Source organism: Staphylococcus pettenkoferi (assembly GCF_002902685.1).
Taxonomy (GTDB): domain Bacteria; phylum Bacillota; class Bacilli; order Staphylococcales; family Staphylococcaceae; genus Staphylococcus; species Staphylococcus pettenkoferi.
Genome location: NZ_PPRN01000019.1, coordinates 73,230 through 99,182, shown reverse-complemented (window position 1 = coordinate 99,182; position 25,953 = coordinate 73,230). Strand labels below are relative to the sequence as shown.

Annotated in this window: 25 protein-coding genes and 1 pseudogene; 16 read left to right on the top strand and 10 right to left on the bottom strand. The window is 38.5% G+C overall.

Translation table 11 applies throughout. The features are described 5' to 3' along the window. The first annotated feature begins 72 nt into the window (after positions 1–72). Positions 73–435 carry a hypothetical protein gene (locus tag CD126_RS04275; RefSeq protein ID WP_103370085.1) on the top strand — a complete coding sequence of 121 codons (363 nt, stop codon included), beginning with the start codon at positions 73–75 and terminating at the stop codon, positions 433–435. Between the two features lie 107 nt (positions 436–542). Here the strand turns inward: CD126_RS04275 and CD126_RS04270 are convergent, their stop codons facing one another. Both CD126_RS04270 and CD126_RS04265 read right to left on the bottom strand, forming a co-directional pair. Further along, on the bottom strand, positions 543–1,748 hold the full coding sequence (locus CD126_RS04270; protein WP_049408299.1) for a macrolide family glycosyltransferase: 1,206 nt from the start codon (positions 1,746–1,748) through the stop codon (positions 543–545). A gap of 186 nt (positions 1,749–1,934) precedes the next feature. Beyond that, positions 1,935–2,165 carry a hypothetical protein gene (locus CD126_RS04265; RefSeq protein ID WP_049408301.1) on the bottom strand — a complete coding sequence of 77 codons (231 nt, stop codon included), beginning with the start codon at positions 2,163–2,165 and terminating at the stop codon, positions 1,935–1,937. 790 nt (positions 2,166–2,955) lie between these two features. Here CD126_RS04265 and fmdA point away from each other — a divergent pair. Both fmdA and CD126_RS04255 read left to right on the top strand, forming a co-directional pair. Next, positions 2,956–4,148, top strand: a pseudogene (gene fmdA, locus CD126_RS04260) (formamidase). Next, complete coding sequence (locus CD126_RS04255; protein ID WP_326492487.1) at positions 4,148–4,372, top strand: FmdB family zinc ribbon protein; 225 nt, start codon at positions 4,148–4,150, stop codon at positions 4,370–4,372. Before fmdA ends, CD126_RS04255 begins: the two are co-directional and overlap by 1 nt. A gap of 172 nt (positions 4,373–4,544) precedes the next feature. On the opposite strand, the gene CD126_RS04250 is transcribed toward CD126_RS04255, so the two are convergent. Further along, positions 4,545–4,970 carry a pyridoxamine 5'-phosphate oxidase family protein gene (locus tag CD126_RS04250; protein ID WP_002472637.1) on the bottom strand — a complete coding sequence of 142 codons (426 nt, stop codon included), beginning with the start codon at positions 4,968–4,970 and terminating at the stop codon, positions 4,545–4,547. A gap of 128 nt (positions 4,971–5,098) precedes the next feature. Here CD126_RS04250 and CD126_RS04245 point away from each other — a divergent pair, with 128 nt between their 5' ends. From CD126_RS04245 to CD126_RS12385, 4 genes are all read left to right on the top strand, one after another. Beyond that, positions 5,099–5,467 carry a YbgA family protein gene (locus tag CD126_RS04245; protein WP_049408305.1) on the top strand — a complete coding sequence of 123 codons (369 nt, stop codon included), beginning with the start codon at positions 5,099–5,101 and terminating at the stop codon, positions 5,465–5,467. A 25-nt stretch (positions 5,468–5,492) separates the two neighbouring features. Further along, on the top strand, positions 5,493–6,542 hold the full coding sequence (locus tag CD126_RS04240; protein ID WP_049408307.1) for an ABC transporter permease: 1,050 nt from the start codon (positions 5,493–5,495) through the stop codon (positions 6,540–6,542). 12 nt (positions 6,543–6,554) lie between these two features. Next, positions 6,555–7,220, top strand: coding sequence for an ABC transporter ATP-binding protein (locus CD126_RS04235; protein WP_049408309.1), 666 nt, complete (start codon positions 6,555–6,557; stop codon positions 7,218–7,220). Between the two features lie 222 nt (positions 7,221–7,442). Next, positions 7,443–8,813, top strand: coding sequence for a peptidoglycan DD-metalloendopeptidase family protein (locus CD126_RS12385; protein ID WP_049408311.1), 1,371 nt, complete (start codon positions 7,443–7,445; stop codon positions 8,811–8,813). A gap of 161 nt (positions 8,814–8,974) precedes the next feature. Here CD126_RS12385 and CD126_RS04225 read toward each other — a convergent pair whose 3' ends face one another. The 5 genes from CD126_RS04225 to CD126_RS04210 all read right to left on the bottom strand — a co-directional run bounded on the left by CD126_RS04225 (position 8,975) and on the right by CD126_RS04210 (position 11,726). Then, entirely contained in the window at positions 8,975–9,727 is a 753-nt protein-coding gene (locus tag CD126_RS04225; protein WP_103370084.1) for a hypothetical protein, read from the bottom strand. A 17-nt stretch (positions 9,728–9,744) separates the two neighbouring features. Further along, entirely contained in the window at positions 9,745–10,536 is a 792-nt protein-coding gene (locus CD126_RS04220; protein ID WP_103370083.1) for a hypothetical protein, read from the bottom strand. An 18-nt stretch (positions 10,537–10,554) separates the two neighbouring features. Next, a complete protein-coding gene (locus CD126_RS12105; protein WP_169931246.1) occupies positions 10,555–10,716 on the bottom strand; it encodes a hypothetical protein in 162 nt (53 codons plus the stop codon). A gap of 105 nt (positions 10,717–10,821) precedes the next feature. Then, positions 10,822–11,322, bottom strand: coding sequence for an HTH domain-containing protein (locus tag CD126_RS04215; RefSeq protein WP_049408317.1), 501 nt, complete (start codon positions 11,320–11,322; stop codon positions 10,822–10,824). Positions 11,323–11,477: 155 nt separating this feature from the next. Continuing rightward, positions 11,478–11,726 carry a hypothetical protein gene (locus tag CD126_RS04210; protein ID WP_049408319.1) on the bottom strand — a complete coding sequence of 83 codons (249 nt, stop codon included), beginning with the start codon at positions 11,724–11,726 and terminating at the stop codon, positions 11,478–11,480. Between the two features lie 751 nt (positions 11,727–12,477). On the opposite strand from CD126_RS04210, the gene CD126_RS04205 reads away from it, so the two are divergent. Further along, a complete protein-coding gene (locus CD126_RS04205; RefSeq protein WP_049408322.1) occupies positions 12,478–12,690 on the top strand; it encodes a YozE family protein in 213 nt (70 codons plus the stop codon). 26 nt (positions 12,691–12,716) lie between these two features. Here the strand turns inward: CD126_RS04205 and CD126_RS04200 are convergent, their stop codons facing one another. After that, entirely contained in the window at positions 12,717–12,980 is a 264-nt protein-coding gene (locus CD126_RS04200) for a hypothetical protein (protein ID WP_103370082.1), read from the bottom strand. 406 nt (positions 12,981–13,386) lie between these two features. Between CD126_RS04200 and CD126_RS04195 the strand changes: the two genes are divergently transcribed. Next, complete coding sequence (locus CD126_RS04195; RefSeq protein WP_103370081.1) at positions 13,387–14,589, top strand: MFS transporter; 1,203 nt, start codon at positions 13,387–13,389, stop codon at positions 14,587–14,589. 182 nt (positions 14,590–14,771) lie between these two features. On the opposite strand, the gene CD126_RS04190 is transcribed toward CD126_RS04195, so the two are convergent. Further along, positions 14,772–15,038 carry a hypothetical protein gene (locus CD126_RS04190; RefSeq protein WP_002472660.1) on the bottom strand — a complete coding sequence of 89 codons (267 nt, stop codon included), beginning with the start codon at positions 15,036–15,038 and terminating at the stop codon, positions 14,772–14,774. 246 nt (positions 15,039–15,284) lie between these two features. Between CD126_RS04190 and CD126_RS04185 the strand changes: the two genes are divergently transcribed. The 7 genes from CD126_RS04185 to CD126_RS04150 all read left to right on the top strand — a co-directional run bounded on the left by CD126_RS04185 (position 15,285) and on the right by CD126_RS04150 (position 25,717). Next, positions 15,285–15,758 carry a peptide-methionine (S)-S-oxide reductase gene (locus CD126_RS04185; RefSeq protein WP_103370080.1) on the top strand — a complete coding sequence of 158 codons (474 nt, stop codon included), beginning with the start codon at positions 15,285–15,287 and terminating at the stop codon, positions 15,756–15,758. Positions 15,759–15,853: 95 nt separating this feature from the next. Then, positions 15,854–16,555, top strand: coding sequence for a DUF4064 domain-containing protein (locus tag CD126_RS04180; RefSeq protein ID WP_103370079.1), 702 nt, complete (start codon positions 15,854–15,856; stop codon positions 16,553–16,555). 548 nt (positions 16,556–17,103) lie between these two features. Next, the gene (locus tag CD126_RS04175; RefSeq protein ID WP_103370078.1) at positions 17,104–21,183 is read left to right on the top strand and encodes a YPDG domain-containing protein; all 4,080 of its coding nucleotides are present in this window, start codon (positions 17,104–17,106) and stop codon (positions 21,181–21,183) included. A 482-nt stretch (positions 21,184–21,665) separates the two neighbouring features. Beyond that, entirely contained in the window at positions 21,666–22,475 is an 810-nt protein-coding gene (locus tag CD126_RS04165) for a CHAP domain-containing protein (protein WP_103370077.1), read from the top strand. A gap of 250 nt (positions 22,476–22,725) precedes the next feature. Further along, a complete protein-coding gene (locus CD126_RS04160) occupies positions 22,726–23,646 on the top strand; it encodes an AEC family transporter (protein ID WP_049408335.1) in 921 nt (306 codons plus the stop codon). A gap of 15 nt (positions 23,647–23,661) precedes the next feature. After that, on the top strand, positions 23,662–24,648 hold the full coding sequence (locus CD126_RS04155) for a choloylglycine hydrolase family protein (protein WP_103370076.1): 987 nt from the start codon (positions 23,662–23,664) through the stop codon (positions 24,646–24,648). Positions 24,649–24,715: 67 nt separating this feature from the next. Continuing rightward, the gene (locus tag CD126_RS04150; protein WP_186311586.1) at positions 24,716–25,717 is read left to right on the top strand and encodes an NADP-dependent oxidoreductase; all 1,002 of its coding nucleotides are present in this window, start codon (positions 24,716–24,718) and stop codon (positions 25,715–25,717) included. Positions 25,718–25,953: the final 236 nt, after the last annotated feature.

Here is a 25,953-nt window from a genome sequence, read left to right as displayed (position 1 = left end):
CGTCAGAGGGAGGAAAGGTAAAATTAATTATGTTATATTAAAATATAAATTTAAAATATTAGGAGTTTCAAAGTGAAGAAAATATTTTATGTTATAGGAATTCTCATTATTTTAGCGATAGGCTATATAGTTGCGAACTTTTTCTTATTTGATGTCTGGGCGACGCATACGGGCGAAAAGCAATTAAATCAGTATATCAAAGAGGATAATACTAAGAAGTTGAAGAAAGTAGCCAAAGATAATAGTACATATCATTTTTTAAAGAGCCAAAAGCATATTTCTGTAGATAAAAAGGCTGATAATCAAGGAAGTGGACATATAAGTTATTATCGCGTAGAAGTGAATGGTCAACCGGCTGGCTTAAAAATGGAGATTCAGTACGGATTTCTTCCTGAAATTCCAAAAATAAAATCAGTACAGTTGGATAATGAGTGAAATTAACAGAATATAAAGTTTCCTAAATATCAAAGAACGCCAAATTAAAATGAAGACGACTCGTACAAAGGTGAGTCGCCTTCATTTATTTTAACTTAACTCGATTATTAAGATTGTCGTCCGAACGCCATTATTTTATCTGCAGCTACGATATAACCTGGTTCCTCATAAGGCTGATCTTCTGCTACTTTACGCACATTGGCTTGATACGCGTCGAGATGATCGAGAATATGTGTAGCTTCTCTTTTAATATCCTCAGCTGAAATATGCGCCGTATCCATTTGCGTGCCAATATTGAGCTCTGCGATACGCTTCGCCACAAAGGGTTGATCTGCGCCTTGAGGGAACGCAATCAACGGGACGTGATAATATATCCCTTCGTTAGTGCTGTTCATACCACCATGAGTGAGGAAGAGATCTGCATGTTTCAACACCTCAAGCTGTGGTACGTAAGATTTCACGATAAAGTTGTCAGGGAAATCGTTGAGCGCATCCAGCACATCTGGGTTACTGATTGACATGAGCACTGTCGCATCAATATCACTGAATGCTTCGACGCATTGTTCAAAGAAACGCTGATTACTGTTAAATACGGTTCCAAGCGAAATGTAAATAAGTGGACGTGAACTATCAACGTTCTCAAGAAATTCAGTGTCTTGCTCGACATGACGTAGTGAAGGTCCAGCGTAAATAAACTGGTCATCTGGTATGAGATCCTTGTTGGATTGGAAACCTTTCATAACGAAAGTGATATTGAGGTCAGCAGGGTTCTGCATTACCACGTAGCGAGAAGGGATGTCGACGTTGTATTTCTGTTCCAAATGTTGTTTCAAGTCGTTGAAGATGTCATCAGCTTTCGCAACTTCGTCGTCACTTAGGGCATGCGCCATACCATCTAATTTCTGATCGAAAGTCGTTTTGTTTTCAGCGAAAGAGGCGTAGAGTGAGATAGACGGAATGTCGAGATGTTGCGCGATGCAGTAGCCCATACTAAACATGGAGTCGTAGATGAGATAGTCGTAATGTTCACCTTCAATACCATTCAGCACTTCAGGAATCACAACATTGCCCATCCGCAACAGACCGTTAATGACATTAAAGAGGTTATCGTTACCATAATGTCGAAATTCAGTCATAAGCGCTTCTGTCGAAATCGGTCGAATTTCCGCACCGGTTTGTTTGAGTTTGTCAGCGAAGTTGTCTGAGGCGTAGTAAACGACGTGTTCGCCTTGTTCAACGAGTCGCTGCACGACTGAAATCGTCGGATTGATATGACCTTCTGTTCCAACATTAACCATCAAGACGTTACTCATAGGGGATTCCTCCTTATTGTGATTTAATGCAAAGTCATTTTATCACTTTTAGCTTTTTAAAATGTAATAAAAACTGTTGTTAATACAAAATAATTCAACACAGTAAAAAAAGGATGGAACTGAAATCACTTCGATTTCGCGTCCCATCCTGAAATAAATCATCTTGTTGTGGTGTCAGACTTAGGCTTAGTCTTTCTTCAACGCATAAATTAATGCGCCGATTAAACCAAATGTCGCTGCGGCAAACACAACGTTCATAATCACGAGTGTTTCAATGATAACTGAGTCTTTGCCTAAGCGTTCAAAGGCATTCTGTTGCATTTCTTGTTCAGAATTCAAATCGCCTGCGCCCTCAGCTTCTGCACGTGACGGCTTGTCTTCAATATCTTTCGCCATACGTTCATCAATCATACTCATTCAATATCACTCCTTGTCTGTTTCATTATTTCATTTCCCGTTTGTAGTTAAATCAATCATACGTTAAGGAAGAGGTGAGTTAGGATGTTTCACTTTGAGCTGATTTGAGTGCGTAAGTGTATGAAATAATGCCTAACTGTCTTTTTAGATAAAATAATTGAAATAAGATCTTTTTAAGAACTAACTCAATTGACAGAGAAGTTTGAAGTTCATTTATTGATATTGATTATCAATTTCATAAATATATAGTATGTAGTCAGTGAAAATGAAACAAAAATAGATAGGTATTCTGCCTAACTGTTCAAAAACTATGCCTATCTGTTAAATCGGAATACTTAAGTGTATGAAATGTTTCATTTTAAGCAAACAAAGAAGTCTGACATTAAAGACGAAATGGAGAACTGATTACACTTAGGAATGGTTAAATATGAAACAATACCGTATTTTGAAACAACAAATTTGTTAAAAATTTGCCTAGATGTTCAGATACTATGCCTATCTGTAATGTAGGGATAGGATAATGAAACAATATTCCATGATTAGAACGACGGAACCGGTGCCTAAGTGTCTGGGTAACGCAAAAATCTTAATACGTGAACAACTACTTACGTATAAATGAAAAACAGTATATCAAACTTAAGACTCCCTTCCTACTCAAAAAGAGAAAATAATAAACTTTTACCGCAAAATGTGTTACCGTTTACATAACTTCAATTTCAGTCAGAAAACTTTGACATTTTAATCTTCAATGTCGTGCAGAAACGAAAAAATGATAAATGGGGGAATTATCATGCCGAAGAAATTATTTCACGTAGATTTAAACAAAAAGATGGACCAACAAGATCATCCAGGACATAACCGATGGCATCCAGACATCCCAGCTGCATTCTCAGTAGATCCAGGGGAATCCTTCCGTATGGAATGTTTAGACTGGACAGATGGCCAAGTCGGTAACAACGATGATCCAAGTGATATCAAGTACGCGAACCTCAACCGTGTACACGTTCTCAGTGGCCCGGTACATGTTAATGGTGTGGAGCCGGGAGACTTACTCGTGGTAGATATTTAGATATTGGTGCTTTTCCAGAACATGAATGGGGCTTCAATGGTATGTTCGATAAAACGAATGGCGGCAGTTTCTTAGTTGATCATTATCCTGATGCGCAGAAATCCATTTGGGATTTTAATGGTGTTTATGCGACGAGTCGTCACGTGCCAGGCGTTGAATTTGCAGGGGTTATCCATCCTGGACTAATCGGTGTAGCGCCTTCTCAAGAAATGTTAGATGAATGGAACCGTCGTGAGAAGAAACTCGTAGAACAAGATCCCGATCGCGAGCCACCATTCGCATACTTACCGGATACAGACCAAGTTGTTGCCGGAACGTTGAAAGGTAAAGACTTTGACAAAGTAGCTAAAGAAGGCGCTCGTACAGTACCTCCACGTGAAAACGGTGGTAACTGTGATATCAAGAACCTATCTCGTGGTTCACGCGTTTATTTCCCAGTTCATGTTGACGGTGCGAAACTGTCTATCGGTGACTTACACTTCTCACAAGGTGATGGTGAAATCACATTCTGTGGTGGAATCGAAATGCCAGGTTGGGTCGACTTACGCGTTAATGTAATTAAAGGCGGTATGGACAAATATCAAATCAAGAAGAATCCAGCATTTAAACCGAGTCCATTGCTACCGAACTACAATGACTACATCGTCTTCGAAGGTATTTCAGTAGATGAATTTAGCGGTGAACAAACATACTTAAATGCGAATACAGCTTATCGTAATGCATGTCTCAATGCGATTGAGTTCTTGAAGACACGTGGTTTCACAGGTGAACAAGCCTTCATGTTACTCGGTTCAGCTCCCGTTCAAGGCACAGTTGCAGGTATTGTCGACGTTCCAAACTCTTGCTGTACGATTGCCTTACCACGAGAAATCTTCAAAGGCGACATTATGCCGAAATTGGATCCTGAAGACTAATGCCAAACTATACTTACGAATGTCCTGACTGTGCAGAGTTCACGATTAGACAATCGATGAACGCCAATCACGACGAGGCCGAGTGTCCCAAGTGTGGACAACGCTCTACACGTGTCTTTAGCGCACCTCAGACAGGACGTATGGATTCGAAATTGAAGAAACGGATTGGAGCCACGTCTGGTAAAAGGCAAAGACTTGCCGAAACAACAGAAGAAACCGAATAAGAATGCTCGTCCTTGGATGACAGGGCATTAATTTCATAATTGGCCACTTCTTGAAGAGGTTGAAAGTATCAGCTTGCAAGAAGTGGCTTTTTAGTGTCATAAAAAAAAACACTACGGTGAGAGGCGTTTCCGTCACCGTAGTGCGTTATTGATGCGTTGTGATCTACTTGAATTAATCCATTTCAATTGTACGTGGAGAATCCACATTGTCATCATTCATCACTTTCACTTGTTTAGGAGTGGCTTTGATGACACATAAATCTGGGTCGTCTTTAGAATCGAAGTAGGATTTATCTTGTTTTTGCCATAACCAGTCAATCGTTTCTTGATCTTTTAAGATTTCAACTTCAGCGTCAATTTCTAAGAAACTGCGGTTGTTTGTATCGTCGAAACCGAGTAAGATGTGTGCACGAGGATTGTCTTTGAATTCTTGTATTTTTTCGGATTCGATGCTCGTTTTAGTATAAAGTGTGAAATCATCGTTATAGAAGATCATATATCTACTGTTTGGAACGTTGTTATGAGCAGTAGATAGGACACCTACTTTAGATTGTTCAAGGATCTTCTCAATTTCTGTCTTAACTTGTTCTTTACTCATAGCATTATCACCTCACTCATTATTTACCCGGTAGCCGTTTGGACTACACTTGAATGTCCGATAGTTGTAATAATTCGTATTCAAAACGGGAATATGTAAAGATAAAGACGTAGTAAGGAGATGACATGATGAAAGAGCGCGGTCGTATTGAGTTACTGTGGCGGACAGAGAAGTACCGTGTGTTATGGTACAGCCACCGTACTTATGATGAAATTAGAGAACGTTTGAAAGGGGATCCCTCGTACAAAGAAATCGAGAAGCTTATCATTCAAGCGTTGAAATATGAGCCGAAGAAGAACAATATTATTAATTCTGCAGATCATATGTGGGGTTATTTTAAAAATGAAGCGACTTCGGAGGAGAAGAAACACTATAAGAAGTTAAAGCAGGAATTCAAAAGTGGTACGCGCCCTGCATCAGACTTGCATGAATACTTGAGGGAGTTAGCGCAACGTTATGAATCAGAGTATTTATTAGAAAGTCGCATATTACAATAAAATGCGCAGATGATGGAGGAAAACAATGTTTCTAGCATGGAATGAAATTAAGAGAAATAAACTCAAATTTAGTTTAATTATTTGTATCTTGATACTCATCAGTTATTTATTATTTTTACTCTCAGGGTTAGCAAAAGGGCTAATTAACATGAATACAGAAGGCATAAAAAAGTGGAATGCGGACGCGATTGTCATGAATAAAGATGCCAATCAAACGGTAGCGCAATCTATCGTGGATAAGGACCAAGTGGACGGCAAGTATAAGAAACAAGCGACACTTAAACAAACGGGCGTCATAGCGTCGAACGGTAACGACGAAGAGAATGCGCTCATGTTCGGCACAGAACAGCCTTCGTTCCTCGTACCGAAAATTGTCAAAGGTCACAAAGCGCATAATGATAAAGAAGTGATGATTGATCAATCTTTAGCAAATAAAGGATTTAAGGTGGGCGATCAGCTTAGTTTGTCACAATCTGACGTGAAATTGAAGGTCGTAGGTGTGACAGAAAGTGCGAAATATAATGCTTCACCTGTCATTTTCGCAAACAATCAAACTGTGGCGGAAGTTAATCCACAACTACAGGGTGACAAAGTGAACGCTGTCGTAGTGAAGGACAAGAATTGGAAAGACAAATCACTCGATAGCAAGCTTGAAGCGGTGAGCATGGATAATTTTATAGAACAACTTCCTGGCTATAAACCGCAGAATCTGACTTTAAACTTCATGATTACGTTCTTATTTATCATATCTGCAACAGTTATCGGCGTCTTCTTGTACGTGATGACTTTACAGAAGAAACAACTCTTTGGCGTCTTAAAGGCACAGGGCTTTACGAATGGCTATCTCAGCAAAGTGGTCCTATCACAAACCTTCATTCTCGCGTTAATTGGTACAGTGATTGGCTTTGGACTGACGTTGTTGACGAGCGCATTCTTACCAGATGCGGTGCCGATTAAGCTGGATTTACTCACACTATTGCTCTTTGGCGTGGCGCTTATCGTAATTTCGCTACTAGGCAGTGTGTTCTCAATACTCAGCATCCGTAAGATAGATCCGTTGAAAGCGATAGGTTAGGAGGCAGTTAAAGTGATTGAATTTGATCAAGTGACGAAAGACTTTCGAGATGGCGACCAGACGATTGAGGCTGTGAAACCTACCACTTTGAAGCTCGGTAAAGGTGAGATTGTCGCTATTGTTGGTCCTTCAGGTTCAGGTAAAAGTACCTTATTGACCATGGCAGGAGCACTACAAACACCATCATCAGGTCGAATTGTGATTAACGAACAAGATATTACGCAATTATCTCAAAAACAGTTATCAAATATTCGTATGAATGAAATCGGCTTTATATTACAAACATCAAACTTGGTTCCTTTTCTCACAGTTAAACAACAATTTGAATTATTGAGAAAGGAAAAGAAAGATGTCATGTCAGATGAGATGTTGCAGAACATGTTAGAACGCCTAGGTTTAAACAAAGTCGTCAACAAACTGCCTGAACAAGTGTCTGGCGGTCAGAAACAACGCGTGGCGATTCTTAAAGCGCTATATACCAACCCATCGCTGATCTTAGCGGATGAACCTACCGCCTCGTTAGATACTGAAAATGCGATGGAAGTCATGCGTATTCTACGAGATATGAGTAAAGAGCAGGAAAAAACGTGCATTATAGTAACGCACGATGAACGTTTGACTGATTATTGCGACCAAGTCTTTCAATTAGTGGACGGTCGTTTAACGAAACAGAAATAATTAAAGAAACGTTTGTATGCTTAGGGGTGTGTAAGACTTAACAACCTTTGAGGGTACAAACGTTTTTTGTATGTCGTTAGCTATAGTAGACACAATTATGATTATTTTCTTTATAATTATATATTACATTTATGTAATGTAAATGATATTTGAATTTAATGGCTTTTTACTATAAGGCGTGAAACAATGGGAACAGCAATTAATTTGAGGAGTGTTACATAGATGAAACGGAATCAATCATCGCGCCAAAGATTCGGAATTCGCAAGCTCACTGTAGGTGTCGGATCACTGATAGTGGGAACATGTTTATGGATACATATGGGTGATAGTGACGTTGCTGAAGCAGCAGAAGTAGACAATGCAGAACAAGTGGAACAGACAGCTGACACCCAAGGAGAGGAACAGGCAGAGGAACCACAAGATGAAATTCAAAATAACGAAGCGGCTGTTACAACTGCTAGCCAACAAGAAGAAATGAAGACTCAAGCAGAGCCGCGACAAGTCGAAACTGATAGTGGTAAAGGCAAGCAAGACCTTTCAGAAACGTCAGCGTCAGACGAGCAAAATGTAGAGGCAGAAGCAGAAACATATGCTAATACAAATAACACGTCTTCAGAAAATGAAATTTCTACATACCAACAAGATGAAGGGCGACAAGGTACAGAAGAGAGCGCGCAGTCTAACCAAGAGAATGAGGAAGTAACACCAACAGAAGAAGAGAAATCAGATAAAGATATCAACGTTGAAAACTCTGATCAAGCAGCAACCCAAGCCACGCAACAACCTCAAGACGAAGTTACAGAAAATGAGACAAATACTCAAGAAAGTACGCCAGAAACAACATTTTTTGCGATGCCAAGTTATGGTTCAGCAGAATGGTTAAACGCGTATAACGTATCATACGGCTTTGGTAGTTACCCTCTACCGAATAATAATGGTATGCACTATGGCGTGGATTTACCGATGCCACAAGGTACACCAGTCCGTGCGATTACTGGAGGTACAGTTCAGTATGCAGGTTGGGACCAAATGGGTGGCGGTAACACGATTACTGTTCAAGAACCAGACGGCCAACATTCACAATTCTACATGCATCTTAGTGGTTTCAACGTAGCAGCAGGACAAACAATTCAGACAGGTCAAATTATCGGTTATTCAGGTAATACAGGCGCGTCTACGGGGCCACATTTACACTTCCAACGTATGAATGGCTATCCAAGTAACGAAACAGCTGAGAACCCATTACCGTTCTTACAATCATTAGGTTATGGTAACGGTGGTCAGAGTGGCGGTAGCTCTAGTGCTTCCCATCCTGGTTTCCAAGAAAATCAATATGGCACGTTGTATAAAGAAGAACATGCGTCATTTACTCCAAATACTTCTATTATTACCCGTAAAACAGGCCCATTTATTAATATGCCACGTGGTGGAACTTTAGAAGCAGGTCAAACAATTCATTACGATGAGGTTATGAAACAAGATGGTTACGTATGGCTAGGTTACGATTCTAATGGTGGCCGTCGCTACTTACCAATTCGTACATGGAATCGCAATACTGACCAAATGGGAAGTATGTGGGGAACAATTTCTTAATTTAAGAGACAGCCGGATGTCTTATTTTTAGTGAATGTGCTGGATACGTTCTTTAAATGTGATATATGTATAAGCCAAAAAGAGAGGCTCCTTCATAACGAGAGTAGGTTATGAAAGAGCCTCTTAGTTTAGTTTTCGATAAGTTATTCAAATAGATAAAATTATTGCTCTAAGTATTCAAGTTTAAATTTTGTAGTTATAACATCCTTGTCTTTAGGATCAATATCTTTAATTTCTTTAACTTTCTTAGGTAATGTAATATTACTTTGTACCTCAGGTAGGTTAGCCATCTCTTCTTCCTCGTCTTCATCAAACTCTGATTCGTCTATACCTTTAAGTTTAGTTCCAGCTTTTATTATATCAGCAAATTTCAAATTAAATGAACCATAAGTGATTGTTTTTTTACTTGGATCTTGTGATGGTACAGCATTCTTTTCTGTATACAGAAGTACCATACTATCATTGTTAACCATCATATCTATACCATCTTTTTTTAATTTTTTCTCAGATAATTTTTTTGTGAAAACACCTGTTATAAGTGATGTCCCGTCTGGACCGATTACTTCTGCATAAGTTTTGACTTTTTGCCATTTATTTAACTTTTCATCCTTAGATTTTTTTATGTCGAATTTCTTTTCTATATCTTTGGCTTTTGTACGTGATAACTTAGATGTATCCACAGGATATTTAAATTCAATAGGCTTAACTTTTCCGTTTTTAGTTAAAAAACCAGCTTCTGAACTCTCATTATCATTATCTTTCATCATATAAATAAAATGAGTTTCAGGATCATTAATAATATCCTTAATTGTCACTTCCTCTTTATTTCGTATGCTCTTTCCACAACCACTCAACACGCTTATAAGCAAAACGAATGCGATAATAATCGATAAATTTTTAGTCAATTTTTTCATATGTAGACTCCCCTTTATTAAATATTATCTAAGTCACGCTCTTCTTTGTCTTTTTTCTCTTTGGCTTCTCTAGAACCATCATCGCTTTTTCTGTAGTCTAGAACGGTCGTGTTTTTATCTTTATGGTCTTTGTTTACGACTATTTTTGTATTTTTCGGCACTTCAGTAATGAGCACTTCAGGTATTGCTTGCTGCTTATCAACGCCGTTGTCCAGTTCAGTCCCCTCAGCTAAACCTGCATACATCTTCCCTTTGTATTCAAAAGGTTTGATGGCCATGTTATAGGATGGTCTATAATTTTTTTGAGCGTCTTTTTTATACTGTTCTAGGTCTTTATCTGTGGTGTGAGTTTCCATCCATTTTTTAGGCTCATCAATATCAAATTCATCTTTCTTTTTAAGGTCGTGTTTTGAAAATAGATAAGAAACGCCATCAAATTTACCATCTTTAACGTAATTGAAGCGATAGAAAGGCGACAAATCAGCATGATAGTTAACTTTACCCTTATCTTCATTAAGTAGTCGGTCATTTAATTGACGTTTCTCAAGTTTTTCTATTTTAGATTTCTGCGTATCTGTATCGTATTTAGTGAAGTTTTTAAAAGTATAGGAATCATCTTTGTTGAAATCAACGTTATATTCAAGACCTTTGTTATCTTTAACGTAGTACATATGTTCTAAGCTATTATTTTCGTCTTCAATATTGTCAAAATCTACTGACTCATTAATATGGTAAGACTTTGCTTTAATATCGTATAGCATATGCCCCTTACCATCTTTGAATAAATCTTCGAATGTGATTTCTTTCATCTTTTTATCTTTGGATTTTTATTTGTCTTCAGATGACTTTTTATTATCAGAAGATGAAGTAGATTTGCTACTAGACGTTTGTTTCTGATCCTTTGAGTCATCCTCATGTTTGTCGTGTCCTTGGCACCCTGCGAGTAGTAGGGCAGTGATACTGAGTGTTGAAATTATTCTCTTTTTCATATTTGTTCTAACTCCTTTTTGTAAATGTCGAGGCATCTAAGATAGTTATAATAGAAGAAGGATGACACTGAACCTCTAATCCAGCGTTCATCCTTCCAGCATTTATTAAATTTTGTGTTTTAAGTAAATCATCTCAAGCTTGATGAGCTCTGTGATGAATTGAGCATAAAGTGATTCTGGAGCAATCAACCTTAAAGACTTACGATATTGAAAGCAGAGATTGATCGCTTCAATCGTTGAAAGTTGCATTTCAACCTTGATATGTTGCGCATCTTGATGAATGACTTGTGTTCGATAGGTCTGCTTAATCTTTTTATATGTTTGGTGCGTCATTTCATAACTGACAGTTTCTAAATTATTTAGTGAGCGGTCAGTCTTATTTGTGATGAAATAACTATTTTCACTAAAGTTAAAATGTATTTCATAATCGAGTTCGTTGATAAGACTTTTCTCGTAAAAGTAATGTTTAATATTGCTGATATCACGTTGAATAGTACGGCGATCAACTTTAAATTCTTCAGCAAGCAGTGCCGTATTTACTGTGTCGTGGTTGAGCAATTTTGTATAAATTTCAAGTAAACGGTATGCCTGTTCGATGATAACCACCTCTTAACCTCTATAAATTCATTATAAAAAACGACCTTAGACAGTTAAGGTCGTTTAGAATAAAGTCTGAAAACAATAAAATATTAAAACGTTAGGCTTGACGTTTGTTTGTAGAAATTTAAATACCTTTGTAACGACGATATATGTCGCATGCGTTAGAATGCTTCGTAATAATAGTGTTGAATGACAAACCATTCGAGTAGCTCTTGTGGTGTAGAGGCTACAAATGTGAGCTCGTCTACTGCTGAGTTATGCAACTCTGCATAAATTTGTTGAAAAAGCATGTCTAATTTACGCATTTCACATGACACGCCATTATCTTGGTGTTGCTCATAAATCTCTATGATAGTTTGAATGGATTGTTGCTTTCTAAGGAGAATGTTCTTAATTTGTGAATACATCATCTCTCTATACCTCCTTCCTTTTTCGTTCGTCTCTAGATGTCGACTGCTTTAGCAGAAGACATCAATATTTAGCTCTTTAAATAAAAGGAGTTATAAAGATTAGAAAGATATAAAAAGGGACATGAAAAATGCGCTCGCTTCAAATTTTTGAAATTTGAAGCGAGCGCGCAGAATTTTAGGAAATTGTAAATTTCAAATCTATATTTTGAATTCGTCACTGCTTTATGAAAGGATAGAGAGAGGTTTAAACAGAGAAAGGGTTTAAAGCGGTAGTTCAAGATTTTCTTCATTAATATAGATAAATTGAACGAAATTAGATATTAGAATCATATCGCGAGAGAAGCTATAAATAGTATTAATAAAGGGGCATACCGCAATATCCATACGAAAGTTGAAAATGTATTACATAGGAGAGAAAAGTATTTTCAATAAAATTATGAAACTAGGTATAAAAACAACTCTTTTTAATGTTACACTAGTAGATGATGCAATAAGAGTAAGCATAAACCATTTTTGGACATACAATTTAGTTAAAGTCAATAGAATTTACACGATTTTTTAATAAACTATAAAAATCTGTCGTACAATAAAATGTAACAATGTCACTATTAACAATACAATTAGTTGTCTGTTAAAATGGAAATAAGGAATTACAAGCGGAAACGAATTCCGAGTTTGGCGAAAGGAATAATAAACTTTATCTTCGCAACAGGATTCGAATTTGACAGCTGTAAGATTTTGAGGTGAAGTCATGAGTTTTTACGAATTTTTACAAAGTTTCGTGGGAGATGACACGCCATTAGGAAAGCTTGCAGACTACGTAGAACAAGATGTTAATTTTCCCAAAGAAGAAACCGTACCGGAACATATATTAGAGTACTTTAACGAGCAACTTTTAGTGAAAGAACAATACATCGAGACAGTGAAACGCTCTTTATCAGTGTTTCAAGATTTATTTCAATAATTAAAAAGGGAGAAGTTATGGACAAATTAGTCCATAACTTCTTTATTATCAGCTACGGATTGTTGTTCCATAGCTTGATAAACAGTCGCCTTAAACACATCTTGTGTGTAGAATTGGCGCTGATTATCGACTGAGAAAGGCTCAAGGATGTTGTTGTCGACCCAATGAGCGATAAGCTCGAGTGGGTAGCCAGCTTCTAACATCTCTTGTTCGTCAGTTATCAGCTGACTCCAATCCAAATCTATCTCTTTTGGATCAATTTGGATGTTATTTTCTTCAAATTTTGCCAATGTATCAGCCTCCTCACTAATAAATTAGCGGAGAGGCTTGCCCCGGAGAGACTCGCTAAAAAGCAAGCCTCTCCACAGAGCAAACAATCCTAAGATTGATCTTCTACATTGTCGTTAATTAAGGAATGAAGAAAGGTGAGCCTTTCTCATTAGTAACTATTGCTCAATTGTGTGGGTTTTAAACATAATTTTAAATCAAACTTCTATTATTCTTCTTAAATACGCTCACTTATTGAATAATTATGTATTACTTTTTACCTATAAGCATAATGAGTGATTTTAAACTCATAATCTATACTTCAGACATTAAGTAGCACGGCACGTTTTAACTTAAATAAACAGTATAAATAATATGTGTGAATCAATTTAAAGTACACAACGATTAACTCATAGTGAGGTGAAAGAAATGGCTCATAAATCTCAAGTACAAGAGCCTTTATGGACGCGTGACTTTATCAACGTCACTGTCGTGAACTTTCTCATGTATATGGTTCACTTCGCGTTATTCGTAACGGTGACATCCTATACGATACATGCGTTCCATACGAGTGAAAGTCTTGGTGGACTAGCAGCAGGAATCTTTATCATTGGCATGCTCTTTGGTCGGCTAGTTGCCGGACGTTTCATTGACTCGATTCAACTGAAATACATGTTGCTCTTTGGTGTAGTCTTCTCGTTCGTTGCCGTGGCACTCTACTACATCGCAGCGACACTCGTCATACTTTATATTGTGCGTTTCATCCATGGCCTTGCATTCGGTATCGGATCTAACGCAACAAGTTCTATGGCATCTAAAGTTGTGCCTGCCGCTCGTAAAGGAGAAGGTATTGGTTATTACTCATTAAGTAATATTCTCGCATCAGCTATCGGACCATTTGTAGGTATACTCATCTCTCAACAAGCAAGTTTCCAACATATCTTCCTATTTGGTCTCATCTTTATCGTTATTGCATTTATCCTATCCTTATTTATTAAACGCATCCCAGTTGTGCGTTCAAACGATAAACAGAATCAGCCTAAAGGTTGGAAAGCTTTCCTTCAACCAGAAGCATTACCGATTTCAATCGTTATCTTTATTATAGGTATCTGTTACTCAAGTATTCTTTCCTATATTAAAAGCTTTGCGGAGACGATGGATCTCGTCACTGCATCTAGTTTATTCTTTATCTTCTACGCGGTAATTTCATTCATTTCTCGTCCTTTTACTGGTAAAATATTCGACCACAAAGGGGCTAATTTCATCATGTTCCCAACATTTATCCTCTTTGCGCTTGGACTCATTACACTAGCAGGTTCAGTGAATACGTGGTTGATTATTCTCGCTTCTATCTTTGTCGGCCTAGGTTACGGTACGCTCGTTCCTAGCAGTCAGACGATTGCGATTCAACAATCACCAGCAGATAAGATGGGCTTAGCAACATCGACATTCTTTATTTGTTTAGACTTAGGCTCAGGCATCGGTCCGTTTGTCTTAGGTTTCGTTATTTCAGCCATTGGATATCGTTGGCTCTATATTGCGATAGCTATCGTCGTACTCTTAGCTATGTGTCTCTACTATTATGTACAAAGACGTTATAGATATAAGAACCCAAATACTCATACGTCTTAAAGGTTAATTAAGTTCCTATGCGAAGCGCTTTCGTGTAGGAGCTTTTTTATATTGTATAGGGAAGTTGATGATGAAATTTCATTTTCTGTAGTACAAACGACTTTAGAGAGAAAGCCGTCTTATTTTTGTAAAAATGAATATGCGGGGTGTCTTATAAATAAGAAAGATGGACTAGCCAAAGACTAGTCCATTACTTTCTTATCATCGTCTTGAGCTTTTTGGCTCATGACATGATAAACAGTCGCCTTAAACACTTCTTTAGTGTAGAAATGGCGTTTACTGTTTTCAACAGAGAAAGGTGCAATGATATTGTTCTCGATCCAATTGACAAGTAAGGCCAGAGGGTAACCTGCTTCGAGTAACTCCTCTTCATCAACTGTGGCCTTATCCCAGTCAATGTTGAGTTCTTTAGGATCGAGGGCTATGTCGAAATGCTCTTGTTCAGACATGCGTTATCAATCCTCCCAATAAGTATTGGGACCGCCAGTAATTGTGCCTATTCACGCAGCCTTTCTCTACCGTAAGTATAACGAGATTTTTATTAAAAATACAAAAATTTTACTTGTGTAGACTTATATTTTTTCACTACTCCATTTGATTTTGCAAATAACTCATCTGCCTTTGACAATAAAAATGATAATGGTAAGCTTTGACTAACTATTAAAGACACTAGAAATACAAGGGGAGGAGATAAGATGGAAACAGCATATTTAGCAGGCGGTTGTTTATGGGGCGTCCAAGCTTTCATGAAAGTTGTCCTGGGAGTTAAAGATACAGAAGCGGGACGAGTGAACGGAACGACTTCTACGCTCGACGGTGAGTACGATGGCTATGCTGAAGCGGTGAAAGTTACTTTCGATCCTGATGAGGTGACTGTGACACAGTTAATGGAATATCTATTTGAAATCATTGACCCTTATAGCGTGAATCAGCAAGGTGAAGATAGAGGATTGAAATATCGCACCGGTTTCTATAGTGAATCGAAGGCACACCTTAGCGAGGCACAGGACTTTATTGATCAGTTTGAAGATCATCATCTGATTGCGACAGAAGTCCTACCGTTAACGAATTATATTCCGAGTGCAGACGAGCATCAAGACTATTTAGATCGTCATCCTAACGATTATTGTCACATTCCACAATATATATTTGATAAATATAAAAATTAATATCATAACAACAACAAATATTTTATTAATATTTGAAATTAGAGATTAATTACTTTTAAATAGGGGATAGAGATAGAAAAGGAGGTTACATATTTATGAAAAGAACAGCAGAAAAAGTCCTTTCATGGATAGGTATTGTATTTGGAATACTTGGAATTATATCCTTTGTGGCTTTAAAACCACTCTTTGATCCTGACAAAGTGGATACTGATGCAATCAAAGCGGGTCAGAGCACTGAACAAGCGCGACAAGGTGCTGAAAATATGGTGACAATGATGACTGTAGGTATAGTAGGTTCAATTATTATAACTATCTTAGCCCTAATAGCAGTCTTCTTGATTAAGAAGAATCGTATTGCTGCAGGTGTATTACTCATTATTGCAGGTATTATTGCATTATTCGCAAATTGGATTTGTACTATTCTCTTCTTAATTGCAGGTATTATGCTTTTAGTGAGAAAGCCGAAGAACCATCAACAAGATGATATGCACAGAGAGAACCAAGATAGTGTCTATCATGAAGAGGCAGGTAAACAATACAGTGGTCGCGATGATCATCAACATGATGGACGTCCTGATTTCACAGAAGCTAATGAAGAACAGAAAGAACCGACGCAGTTTGGAACTACGAAATCAGAGGGTAATACTTCAGAACGTACTGGAACAGGATTTACTGAAGCCAATAGTAATGAACATCAAGAAGCGCGTTTTGGTAAAGAACATACAAGTGAGGATATGAAAGAACACTTACAAGAGAAAGGTGACGATTTACACGTTAAAGATCCTCGCGATAAATAATATTTTTGTGATGAACCCACAATTCTGACTGATGGTTTGGATTGTGGGTTTTTGCTATGTCAAAAGCTTGTAAAAGTGCATTTGTGAAAAATTTACGAAAATTTTTTGCAAGACATTTTAGGAACAATAACGAGATATTAAGGGTCACAAGTTCGTCGCTTCTATAATAAATGAGATTATCAGTAATAATTATTAAAATAAGTTCCCATTCGTTTGTTAAAGCACAAGATATGCTTTATTTCTTTATGCACATTTTCTCAATAAACATGCGTATAATCGGTGAAATTCTCAATTAAGCTACATAATTATGATTATTAATTGCTAGTCACTATTAAAGATAATTCTACTCTAATTAAGATTTCATTAAAGTAAGAATTACGTTTATGCACCTTATATATAAGCAAAAAAGTATTAAAACTATATAAATAATTGTATAAATTAATCAAAATAAAATTGACTAGTGTCAACTATAGTTGTGTGGTATAGTTAAGGCGTCAGATAATGACTTCAAGAAATAACACATTTTATACTATAGGGAGGATAATTCTTTGAGAAACAAGAAGAGAAAAGGGAGATTAGATTTCCTACCGAATAGACAGAACAAATATTCTATTCGTCGTTTCACTGTAGGGACTGCATCAATCTTAATTGGTGCCACTCTTATCTTTGGTGCAAACAGTGACGCCAAAGCCGCTGAAGATACTGAAGCGAACAGCAGTCATTCAGTAGGTAATAATGATAAGGGTGAAGGTTCTGTTAAGGAATCAACTGAGGCTGAAGCGGTATCTAACCCTGAAACAACTGATACAACGTCACACGACACGCAAGCAACAGAAACAGAAGCATCTCAAGCGAGTGATGAAACATCCTCAACTGAGCAATCAGTTCAAGATGATCAAACTCAAGAAGAAGCAACTGATGTTCAAGCTGAACAACCTTCTCAACATGAAACGAAAGCATCTAACGATGATACTTCTTCATCTCAAGTAGACCCATCTACACAACAGAAAGAAGATCAATCTACAGAAGAAACTTCTAATGAAATAGATCAAGTTCAAACAGAAGAGACAGCTCAATCTGTTGAGAGTAATAAAGAAATAACACAATCTTCTAATAATAAAGTAGAAACTCAAGATACACATGCTGATATCAATAAAGTTGAAGACCGTACTTCAGCTGTAGATTACTATGCGAAGACTACGGGTGTATCAAGCGAGGAAGCAGAACAAGCTATTGATGCGTTGAACATCGATACTACAAAAGCGTCTGCGAAAGAAATTAAGCAAGCCGTGTTATTTGAAGCACTTAAAAAATATAGTGATGAGCAAAATCAAAATCCAGTAGCTGTACGTGGTTATGCTGGGTTTAGAGCAGCTGACGAGGTAGTCGTCGATGCTCCTATTCATCTTAATGTAACAGATGCTGAATCACATAATCCAGGTTATGAAAGTACTACTACTAAGCCAGGTGTATCAGTAGATCTTGATCAAACTGGGGATAACGATATGCCAGAAGGTTCTGAATACGAATTTGCAAAAAATGGTTTACCTTCTGGATGGACAGGAACGATAGATCAAGAAACAGGTACTATTACTGTTACTCCTCCATTAAATGCACAACAAAATAAAAGTTATCCAATTAAAGTCATAGTAACTTATCCTGATGGATCTAAAAGTAGAACGTTATCACCTCGAGTAAAAGTATTATTTGATGATTCACGTACTTATCATCCAGGATATGAAGAAAAAACTACGACACCAGCTGTATCAGTCACAGTTCCTCAAACAAAAGATACTAATGTGCCTGAAGGAACTAGATACACTATTAAAGAATTACCAAGTACATGGACAGCAACGGTTGATGAACATACAGGTGAACTAGTTGTTACACCTCCAGCATCAGCTAACCCAGGAGATTACGCTGATATCATTCTCAGAGTATTCTATCCAGATAATAGTACTAATGAAACTAGTGCACGTGTACATGTAATTGCTAATGATACACTTTCACATGATCCAGGCTATAATGAAGTCTTCACTTATCCAGGTAAGACTGTTAAGTCATCCCAGGTAAATGATACAAATATGCCAGAAGGCTCAGTATACTCTATAGCTCCAGGTTATGAAATGCCAGAAGGTTGGACTATAGATTTAGATTCTCATACCGGTGAAATTACTGCTACTGCTCCTGAGATAATTAATCCAAACACTTCTATTGGTGTAACAGTTCTTGTAACTTATCCAGATGGAACAACAGATAGTCCTAATGCACGTATTACAGTACTTGCAAATGACGCTCAAAAATATAACCCAGGATATGAAGATTCATTTACTAATCCAGGTGTAGCAGTTTCAGTAGATCAAACAAAAGATAAGGATATACCTGAAGGAACTAGATATGAAATAGATGAACCTAATTTAGTAGCAGGTTGGACTGCTACTGTAGATCCTACTACAGGTAGAATTACAGCCACACCACCATTAGATAGTAATGAAAACTCATACATTTTCGTTCCAGTAAACGTAATTTATCCTGACGGTACTATAGATAATGTGCGTGCTAGAGTTACAGTGAAACTTACTGATGCTGAGAAGCATTATCCTGGTTATGCACCTAAAACTACAAAACCAGGTCAATCAGTAGACGTACCACAAGTAGCAGATAAAGCGATACCTAGTGGTACACAATTTGAAGTTTCAGGTAATGTACCTGAAGGTTGGACAATCGAGATAAACTCAAGTACAGGAACAGTAACAGCGACACCACCTGCAAATGCGAATCCAGGAGATGTAGCTCGTGTTCCAGTAACAGTGAAATATCCAGATGGTTCGGCTGATACTGCAAACGCTCAGGTAACTGTTATCGCGACAGATGCTCAAACAAACGAGCCAGGTTATGATCCTAAAACAACAAAACCAGGACAACCCGTCGAAGTACCACAAACGAAAGATCCAGATCTACCAACAGGAACACAATTCGAAGGGCCTAAAGATATTCCTGATGGTTGGACAGTAGATGTAGATCCAAATACAGGTAAAGTAACGGTTACACCACCAGCGGATGTAGATCCGAACACAAGTGTTGATATTCCAGTAACAGTGAAATACCCAGATGGCTCAACTGATACAACAAATGCGAAAGTAACAGTAACGCCAAATGATGCACAAGACAACGACCCAGGTTATGACCCTAAAACAACTAAGCCAGGTCAACCGGTAGAGGTACCACAAACGAAAGATCCAGATCTACCAACAGGTACACAATTCGAAGGACCTAAAGATATTCCTGATGGTTGGACAGTAGATGTAGATCCAAATACAGGTAAAGTAACGGTTACACCACCAGCGGATGCAGATCCAAACACAAGTGTCGACATTCCAGTAACAGTGAAATATCCAGATGGCTCAACTGAGACAACGAATGCGAAAGTAACAGTAACGCCAAATGATGCACAAGACAACGACCCAGGCTACGATGATAAATCAACTAAGCCAGGTCAACCCGTCGATGTACCGCAAACAAAAGATAAAGACTTACCACCGGGCACACAATTTGAAGGACCTAAAAATGTTCCAGATGGTTGGACAGTGAATGTAGATCCGAATACAGGAACAGTAACAGTAACGCCACCTAAAGATGCTAAACCAGGTACTAAAGTTGGTATCCCAGTAACAGTGAAAGTACCAGATGGTACAACATTGAAACCAGGCGATACTATCACAGTAGTTGAAAAAGATAAACACGGTCACGCTTCAACACCAACGAAAGTGACTGTAGGTGATACTGAAAACACAGCACATCAACCAATCGTAGATCCAATCCACGGTGGTGGTACTTCAGTAAGTGGTAAAGGTACGCCAGGTAACACTGTAGAGGTAACATTACCAGACGGTTCTAAAGTGACAGGTGAAGTTGATAAAGACGGTAACTTCACAATCAAAGTACCAGACGGTAAAGAGTTGAAACCAGGTGACAAAGTAACAGTTGTTGAAAAAGACAAAAATGGACATACATCACCAGCAACAGAAGTAACTGTTGGCGATTATCCAAATACTGCTCACCAACCAACTGTAGATCCAATCCACAGTGGAGACAAAACAGTAACTGGTAAAGGTACACCAGGAAACACTGTAGAAGTAACATTACCAGATGGTTCTACAGTGACAGGTACAGTCGATAAAGACGGTAACTTCACAATCAAAGTACCAGATGGCACTACATTGAAACCAGGCGATACTATCACAGTTGTTGAAAAAGACAAATACGGTCATACTTCAACTCCAACTGTAGTAACAGTTACGGATAAAGAAATGAACGGCAACAACTGCGATATGCCTAAGAAAGATGATAATGGTCAAGCTCCAATGGATAACCATGGTTCTGATATGAACACAGGAGATATGACTGAACACGCTTCTACTCCAGCAATGACTCAAGGTTCTGACATGGCTCAAGGTCACGATGATTCTATGAAACATGCTGAAGCGAAAGATGATGCTAAATCTGAAGCGAAAGCTCTTCCAGAAACTGGTAACACTGACAACAGTGGTACAATCTTCGGTAGCTTATTCGCTGCACTTGGCGCATTATTCTTAGCTGGTAGAAGACGTAAAAAAGAAGATAAATAAGAAATTCACTCATTGAGATGAATGGATTGTTTTCAGAGTGTCAACTTCGGTTGGCACTCTTTTTTACATTAGATAGAAGTGAAAAAGTGGAAAATTCTGCTCGTAAAGTGAGTGTTAGTGGGTTATTTTAAACAGAAAAAACGCATAAAAATATACATAAAAGACGGGATAATGTATTGCAACAAGGAAAAAACAAATGAAAAAATGTTACATAGTGAAAACGCTTTCGAAATGAGGGGGATTCTAAAAATGCATCATGACAGTAGCTATAGCTTTTACAGAAAAAAGACAGAAATATTACAGAGCGCGCCACTTTATTATGTATCAATTACAAAGTAATAACATCGCCCACAAACCCTTGTATGTTTGTTAGAGTGTGACTTGTCGTTAATTAAGAAAACAAAAAGTTCACTTATTGTATATAGACGTTAGAGCAAAAAACGAAACAAAATTTCACGAAATCATTAGGAGGATATTTTATTATGAATAAAAAAATCGCTACAGCATCAATCGCTTCTGCAGGTATCGCGGCATTAGCTTTCGCACACCATGACGCTGACGCAGCGGAGAATACAAATAATGGATATAATCCAAATGATCCAATGTCATATAGCTATCACTACACAATTGACCAACAAGGTAACTATCACTACACTTGGCAAGGTAACTGGAGTCCAAGCCAAGCACCACAAGCTCAAGGTCAACAAGCAACTAGCTATAACTACAATAATGTAAACAACAATAACTACAGCTACAATTACACTAATAACAATAATTACAGCTATAACTATACAACAAACAATAACGCTAACTACCAACCACAAACTTACACAACTAACAACAACACTACTGGTGGTAAAGGTGCTACTTACAATACACAAAGCACTTCAAGCAACAACGTGAAAGTAACAACTCAATCTGCACCTTCAAGCAACAAAGGTGGCGCTGCATTCGCAGGTAAATCTGGTTCTGGTTCAAACCTTTACGCTTCTGGTCAATGTACTTACTATGTATACGACAAAGTAGGTGGCAAAATCGGTTCAACTTGGGGCGACGCTAAGAACTGGGCTAACGCAGCAGCTCAATCTGGCTACACTGTAGACAACTCACCTAAGCAAGGTGCAATCATGCAAACATCTCAAGGTGGCTTTGGTCACGTAGCTTACGTTGAGAACGTTAACAATGACGGTTCAGTTAAAGTTTCAGAAATGAACTACGGTCATGGCCCTGGTGTTGTAACTTCACGTACAATCTCAGCAAGCCAAGCTGGTTCTTACAACTACATTAAATAAGTTGTTAGTCTCATCTTATCCGCTAATTCGAGTTTTAAACTTGGGTTAGCGGATTTTTTGACGTTTAAAGCGGCTTTGCTTAAAAGGAAACCGAATTCTGCAGGAATGCCTCCGTACCTACATGCTTTATATAAATCTTTATTTACCACGATTTTTCAAACTCACAAGGGTATTCAAACCGTTCAATATCCCGTATCATAATAGGTAATTATTAAAGCGTTTTCTTGTGATGACAAAGGGGTGACCTCATATGGCAATGATTTCAATACTTGTAACCGTTCTCGTACCGATATTCATACTCATCGGTTTGGGCTACATCTTACATATCAAGTTCGATCTACATTTAGGAACGCTCGCGAAACTCAATATTTACGTCTTTGTGCCAGGCTTTATCTTTGTGAAGTTCTACAAGACGACGCTGAATCCGAGCCTTCTCTTATATATTGCTGTCTTCTTTGGACTCTATGTTCTGGTGCTTTATCTCATTGTCAAAGTGCTCTCAGCGGTATTAAGACTCAACCCAGCCAAAGCAACGACGCTCAATAACAGTGTGCTGTTCTTCAATTCTGGAAACTATGGCGCGCCGGTCAACGACATCGTCTTTAAAGGTGACGCGTTAGCGATGTCAGTGCAAGTCATCGTCCTGACGTTGCAGAATATCTTCACTTTCACTTATGGCATATTTGCGATTCAGTCCGTACAGGTAGGGAAGTTAAAAGCGTTGCTTGGTTATTTCAAGATGCCGATTCTTTATGCGCTAGCTCTGGCCATCATCTTTAACTATGCGAATCTACCTGTACCGAAATTTGCATGGACACCTTTGAACTACTTAGCTCAAGCAATGATTCCTATCGCGTTGATCTTGCTAGGTGCTCAAATTGCACGCTTTAAATTTACTTTCAAATGGACGTCCGCTTATTTCTATATCATTATCCGTTTGATCATCGGCCCACTTATCGCGCTGGGTATCATCTACGTATTAGGATTTCATGGCATGATTGCTCAAGCATTATTTATTGCTTCAGCTATGCCAACTTCTGTGAATAGTTCAGTGATTGCGCAAGAATATGACAATTATCCTGAACTTGCAGCACAATTGGTCTTTATTTCAACTTTACTAAGCGCCATTACTGTCGTCGCGGTTATTTATTTATCTCAAATCATTTTCTAGAAAGGAAAGATGTCTATGTGTACAGGGTTAACGCTCATAACTCAGAATCATAACGTATTGTTTGCGCGTACGATGGATTTCGTGCATCATCTCGAAGGCCAGCCAGCGATTTCGCCACGTCGTCATTATTGGAAATCACGTGTCGACTACCAAGGTGAGACGTTATATGGCTTTATGGGCACATGTTGTCAGATGGACGGGTTCATCTTTGGTGATGGAGTGAACGAACATGGTCTTGCGGCTTCGAATCAATATTTCCGAGGAAATAGTTCTTATGCGACAGAGGTAGTGGAAGGTGCGGTTAATATTGCGCCAAGTGAAGTATTGAACTGGGTCTTAGGCTACAACAAAGATATCGCCGAACTCGAGACGAATGCTGATCAAGTGAATGTGGTGGCATACAAACTTGATGATCTCGGCGAAGTTCCACCGTTGCATTATCACATTGCAGATGCGACAGGACGTTCTGTGGAATTGATGTTTGTCGAAGGTGCGTTAAAGATTAATGACAATCCGGTGGGCGTTCTAACGAATAATCCAAGTTTAGAGTGGCATTATGAGAATTTACGCAATTATAGTCACTTGAAGCCATCTAAACCCGAGCCGAATACCTTTGGCAATCAAACCTTTGATGTGCATGGCAATGAGGGTGGTACGCAAGGTTTACCAGGCGGCTTCTCTTCTCCAGAGCGCTTTGTCCGTGCTGCCTACCTAAAACACAATTTAGTGACAGATATGCCGGAATCCGCGACATTCTGGTCTGCTTTTAAAATATTAGATGCGGTAAGTATACCGAGAGGGGCTGTGCGTCCGGACGGTGAAGAAATTCACTACACGATGTATCAAACCGTAATTAATCTAACCACGCGGACGTTGTATTGTAAGCACTATTACTCTAATCAAATTGTCGAGCTTGAGATGAATGAAGATTTATTAGAAGCCGATGAAATGACCTTTTACCAACCTGTGGAGTATGTGAACACAGTTAAAATCAATGGTTAAAAGTGGCAAGTGCGTCTATAATATGAATAACTCAAATATAGAAGAGGTGACGTAGATGTCTGAAACAATGCAAGCGATGGTGATTGATAAATACGGTAATAATCCTGTGCACGAACAGACCATGCCGATGCCTGAAGTAGGGCTGAATGAAGTGCGCGTGAAGATCAAAGCGGCGAGTGTGAATCCGATTGATTTCAAGATTCGTGATGGTCAATTGAAGCCGCTATTGAAATTTAACTTTCCACTTATCTTAGGGAATGATTTCTCAGGTGTAGTGACAGCAGTAGGTTCCAACGTTGACCAATATCAAGTTGGTGACAACGTTTATGGTCGCCCACGTAAAGATAAGATTGGTACGTTTGCGGAGTATATTGCGATTGATGTAAGCGAGATTGCGCCAATGCCTGAAGGGTTGAGTTATGAAGAAGCAGCGAGTCTTCCACTTGTAGGTTTGACGGCATATCAGGCGTTGAATGAAGTGATGCATTTACAAGCCGGACAGGAGGTGTTGATCCAAGCTGGGTCAGGCGGCGTCGGTACGTTTGCTATTCAATTGGCGAAAGCGATGGATTTACACGTTGCGACCACGGTGAGCGATCGTGGTGTTGAACTCGTGAAGTCGTTAGGTGCTGACGAGATTGTTAACTATAAAGAGCACGACTTCTCTCAAGTCTTATCCGATTATGATGGCGTCTTTGATACGTTAGGTGGAGAGAATTTGGATAAGGCTTTTGACATTTTGAAAAAAGGTGGAACAGTCGCTTCAATTTCTGGCATGCCAACAGAACGTGTGGCACGTGAGATGAAGCTCGGTTGGGCGAAGCAGAAACTCTTCCAATTTGCGTCTCGTAAGCTGAATAAAAAAGCGCGCCAAACTGGCACAAATTATGAATTTCTCTTTATGCATCCAAGTGGTGATCAACTTAAGAAAATTAAATCTTTAGTAGAAGAGGGCAAGATTAAACCTATCGTCGATAAAGTCTTCCACTTTAGCGAAACGCAAGGCGCGCTAGAATACTCTGAACAAGGTCATGCGAAAGGCAAGATTGTGATTCAAGTGAGTGAGTAGCGGAAGTTAAGAGGCGCTAGTTGTGAGTGAGTAGTGGAAGTTAAGGGGCGCTAGTTATAAATAAGTAGCTCAGTTAAGTGGTTTTGATAGTGAGTAGGGGAGCGAGGTTGCTGATGATTAGGGCAGCGACGTTGCTCATGATTAGGACAGTGATTGTGTAGGTTAGCGGGCAGATGAGCTCGCTGTAATTCGTCGTATTCAATATAAAACACCCCGCCATCACGATGATGGCGGGG

Excerpts from the sequence above, each read along its gene's own strand:
- CD126_RS04210 (WP_049408319.1), bottom strand. The coding sequence starts at position 11,726 with ATGATGTATTCACAAATTAAGAACATTCTCCTTAGAAAGCAACAATCC.
- CD126_RS04270 (WP_049408299.1), bottom strand. The coding sequence starts at position 1,748 with ATGAGTAACGTCTTGATGGTTAATGTTGGAACAGAAGGTCATATCAAT.
- CD126_RS04265 (WP_049408301.1), bottom strand. The coding sequence starts at position 2,165 with ATGAGTATGATTGATGAACGTATGGCGAAAGATATTGAAGACAAGCCG.
- CD126_RS04185 (WP_103370080.1), top strand. The coding sequence starts at position 15,285 with ATGGAAACAGCATATTTAGCAGGCGGTTGTTTATGGGGCGTCCAAGCT.
- CD126_RS04225 (WP_103370084.1), bottom strand. The coding sequence starts at position 9,727 with ATGAAAAAATTGACTAAAAATTTATCGATTATTATCGCATTCGTTTTG.
- CD126_RS12385 (WP_049408311.1), top strand. The coding sequence starts at position 7,443 with ATGAAACGGAATCAATCATCGCGCCAAAGATTCGGAATTCGCAAGCTC.
- CD126_RS04155 (WP_103370076.1), top strand. The coding sequence starts at position 23,662 with ATGTGTACAGGGTTAACGCTCATAACTCAGAATCATAACGTATTGTTT.
- CD126_RS12105 (WP_169931246.1), bottom strand. The coding sequence starts at position 10,716 with ATGAAAAAGAGAATAATTTCAACACTCAGTATCACTGCCCTACTACTC.
- CD126_RS04150 (WP_186311586.1), top strand. The coding sequence starts at position 24,716 with ATGCAAGCGATGGTGATTGATAAATACGGTAATAATCCTGTGCACGAA.
- CD126_RS04205 (WP_049408322.1), top strand. The coding sequence starts at position 12,478 with ATGAGTTTTTACGAATTTTTACAAAGTTTCGTGGGAGATGACACGCCA.
- CD126_RS04180 (WP_103370079.1), top strand. The coding sequence starts at position 15,854 with ATGAAAAGAACAGCAGAAAAAGTCCTTTCATGGATAGGTATTGTATTT.
- CD126_RS04190 (WP_002472660.1), bottom strand. The coding sequence starts at position 15,038 with ATGTCTGAACAAGAGCATTTCGACATAGCCCTCGATCCTAAAGAACTC.
- CD126_RS04245 (WP_049408305.1), top strand. The coding sequence starts at position 5,099 with ATGAAAGAGCGCGGTCGTATTGAGTTACTGTGGCGGACAGAGAAGTAC.
- CD126_RS04160 (WP_049408335.1), top strand. The coding sequence starts at position 22,726 with ATGGCAATGATTTCAATACTTGTAACCGTTCTCGTACCGATATTCATA.
- CD126_RS04195 (WP_103370081.1), top strand. The coding sequence starts at position 13,387 with ATGGCTCATAAATCTCAAGTACAAGAGCCTTTATGGACGCGTGACTTT.
- CD126_RS04220 (WP_103370083.1), bottom strand. The coding sequence starts at position 10,536 with ATGAAAGAAATCACATTCGAAGATTTATTCAAAGATGGTAAGGGGCAT.
- CD126_RS04250 (WP_002472637.1), bottom strand. The coding sequence starts at position 4,970 with ATGAGTAAAGAACAAGTTAAGACAGAAATTGAGAAGATCCTTGAACAA.
- CD126_RS04165 (WP_103370077.1), top strand. The coding sequence starts at position 21,666 with ATGAATAAAAAAATCGCTACAGCATCAATCGCTTCTGCAGGTATCGCG.
- CD126_RS04240 (WP_049408307.1), top strand. The coding sequence starts at position 5,493 with ATGTTTCTAGCATGGAATGAAATTAAGAGAAATAAACTCAAATTTAGT.
- CD126_RS04255 (WP_326492487.1), top strand. The coding sequence starts at position 4,148 with ATGCCAAACTATACTTACGAATGTCCTGACTGTGCAGAGTTCACGATT.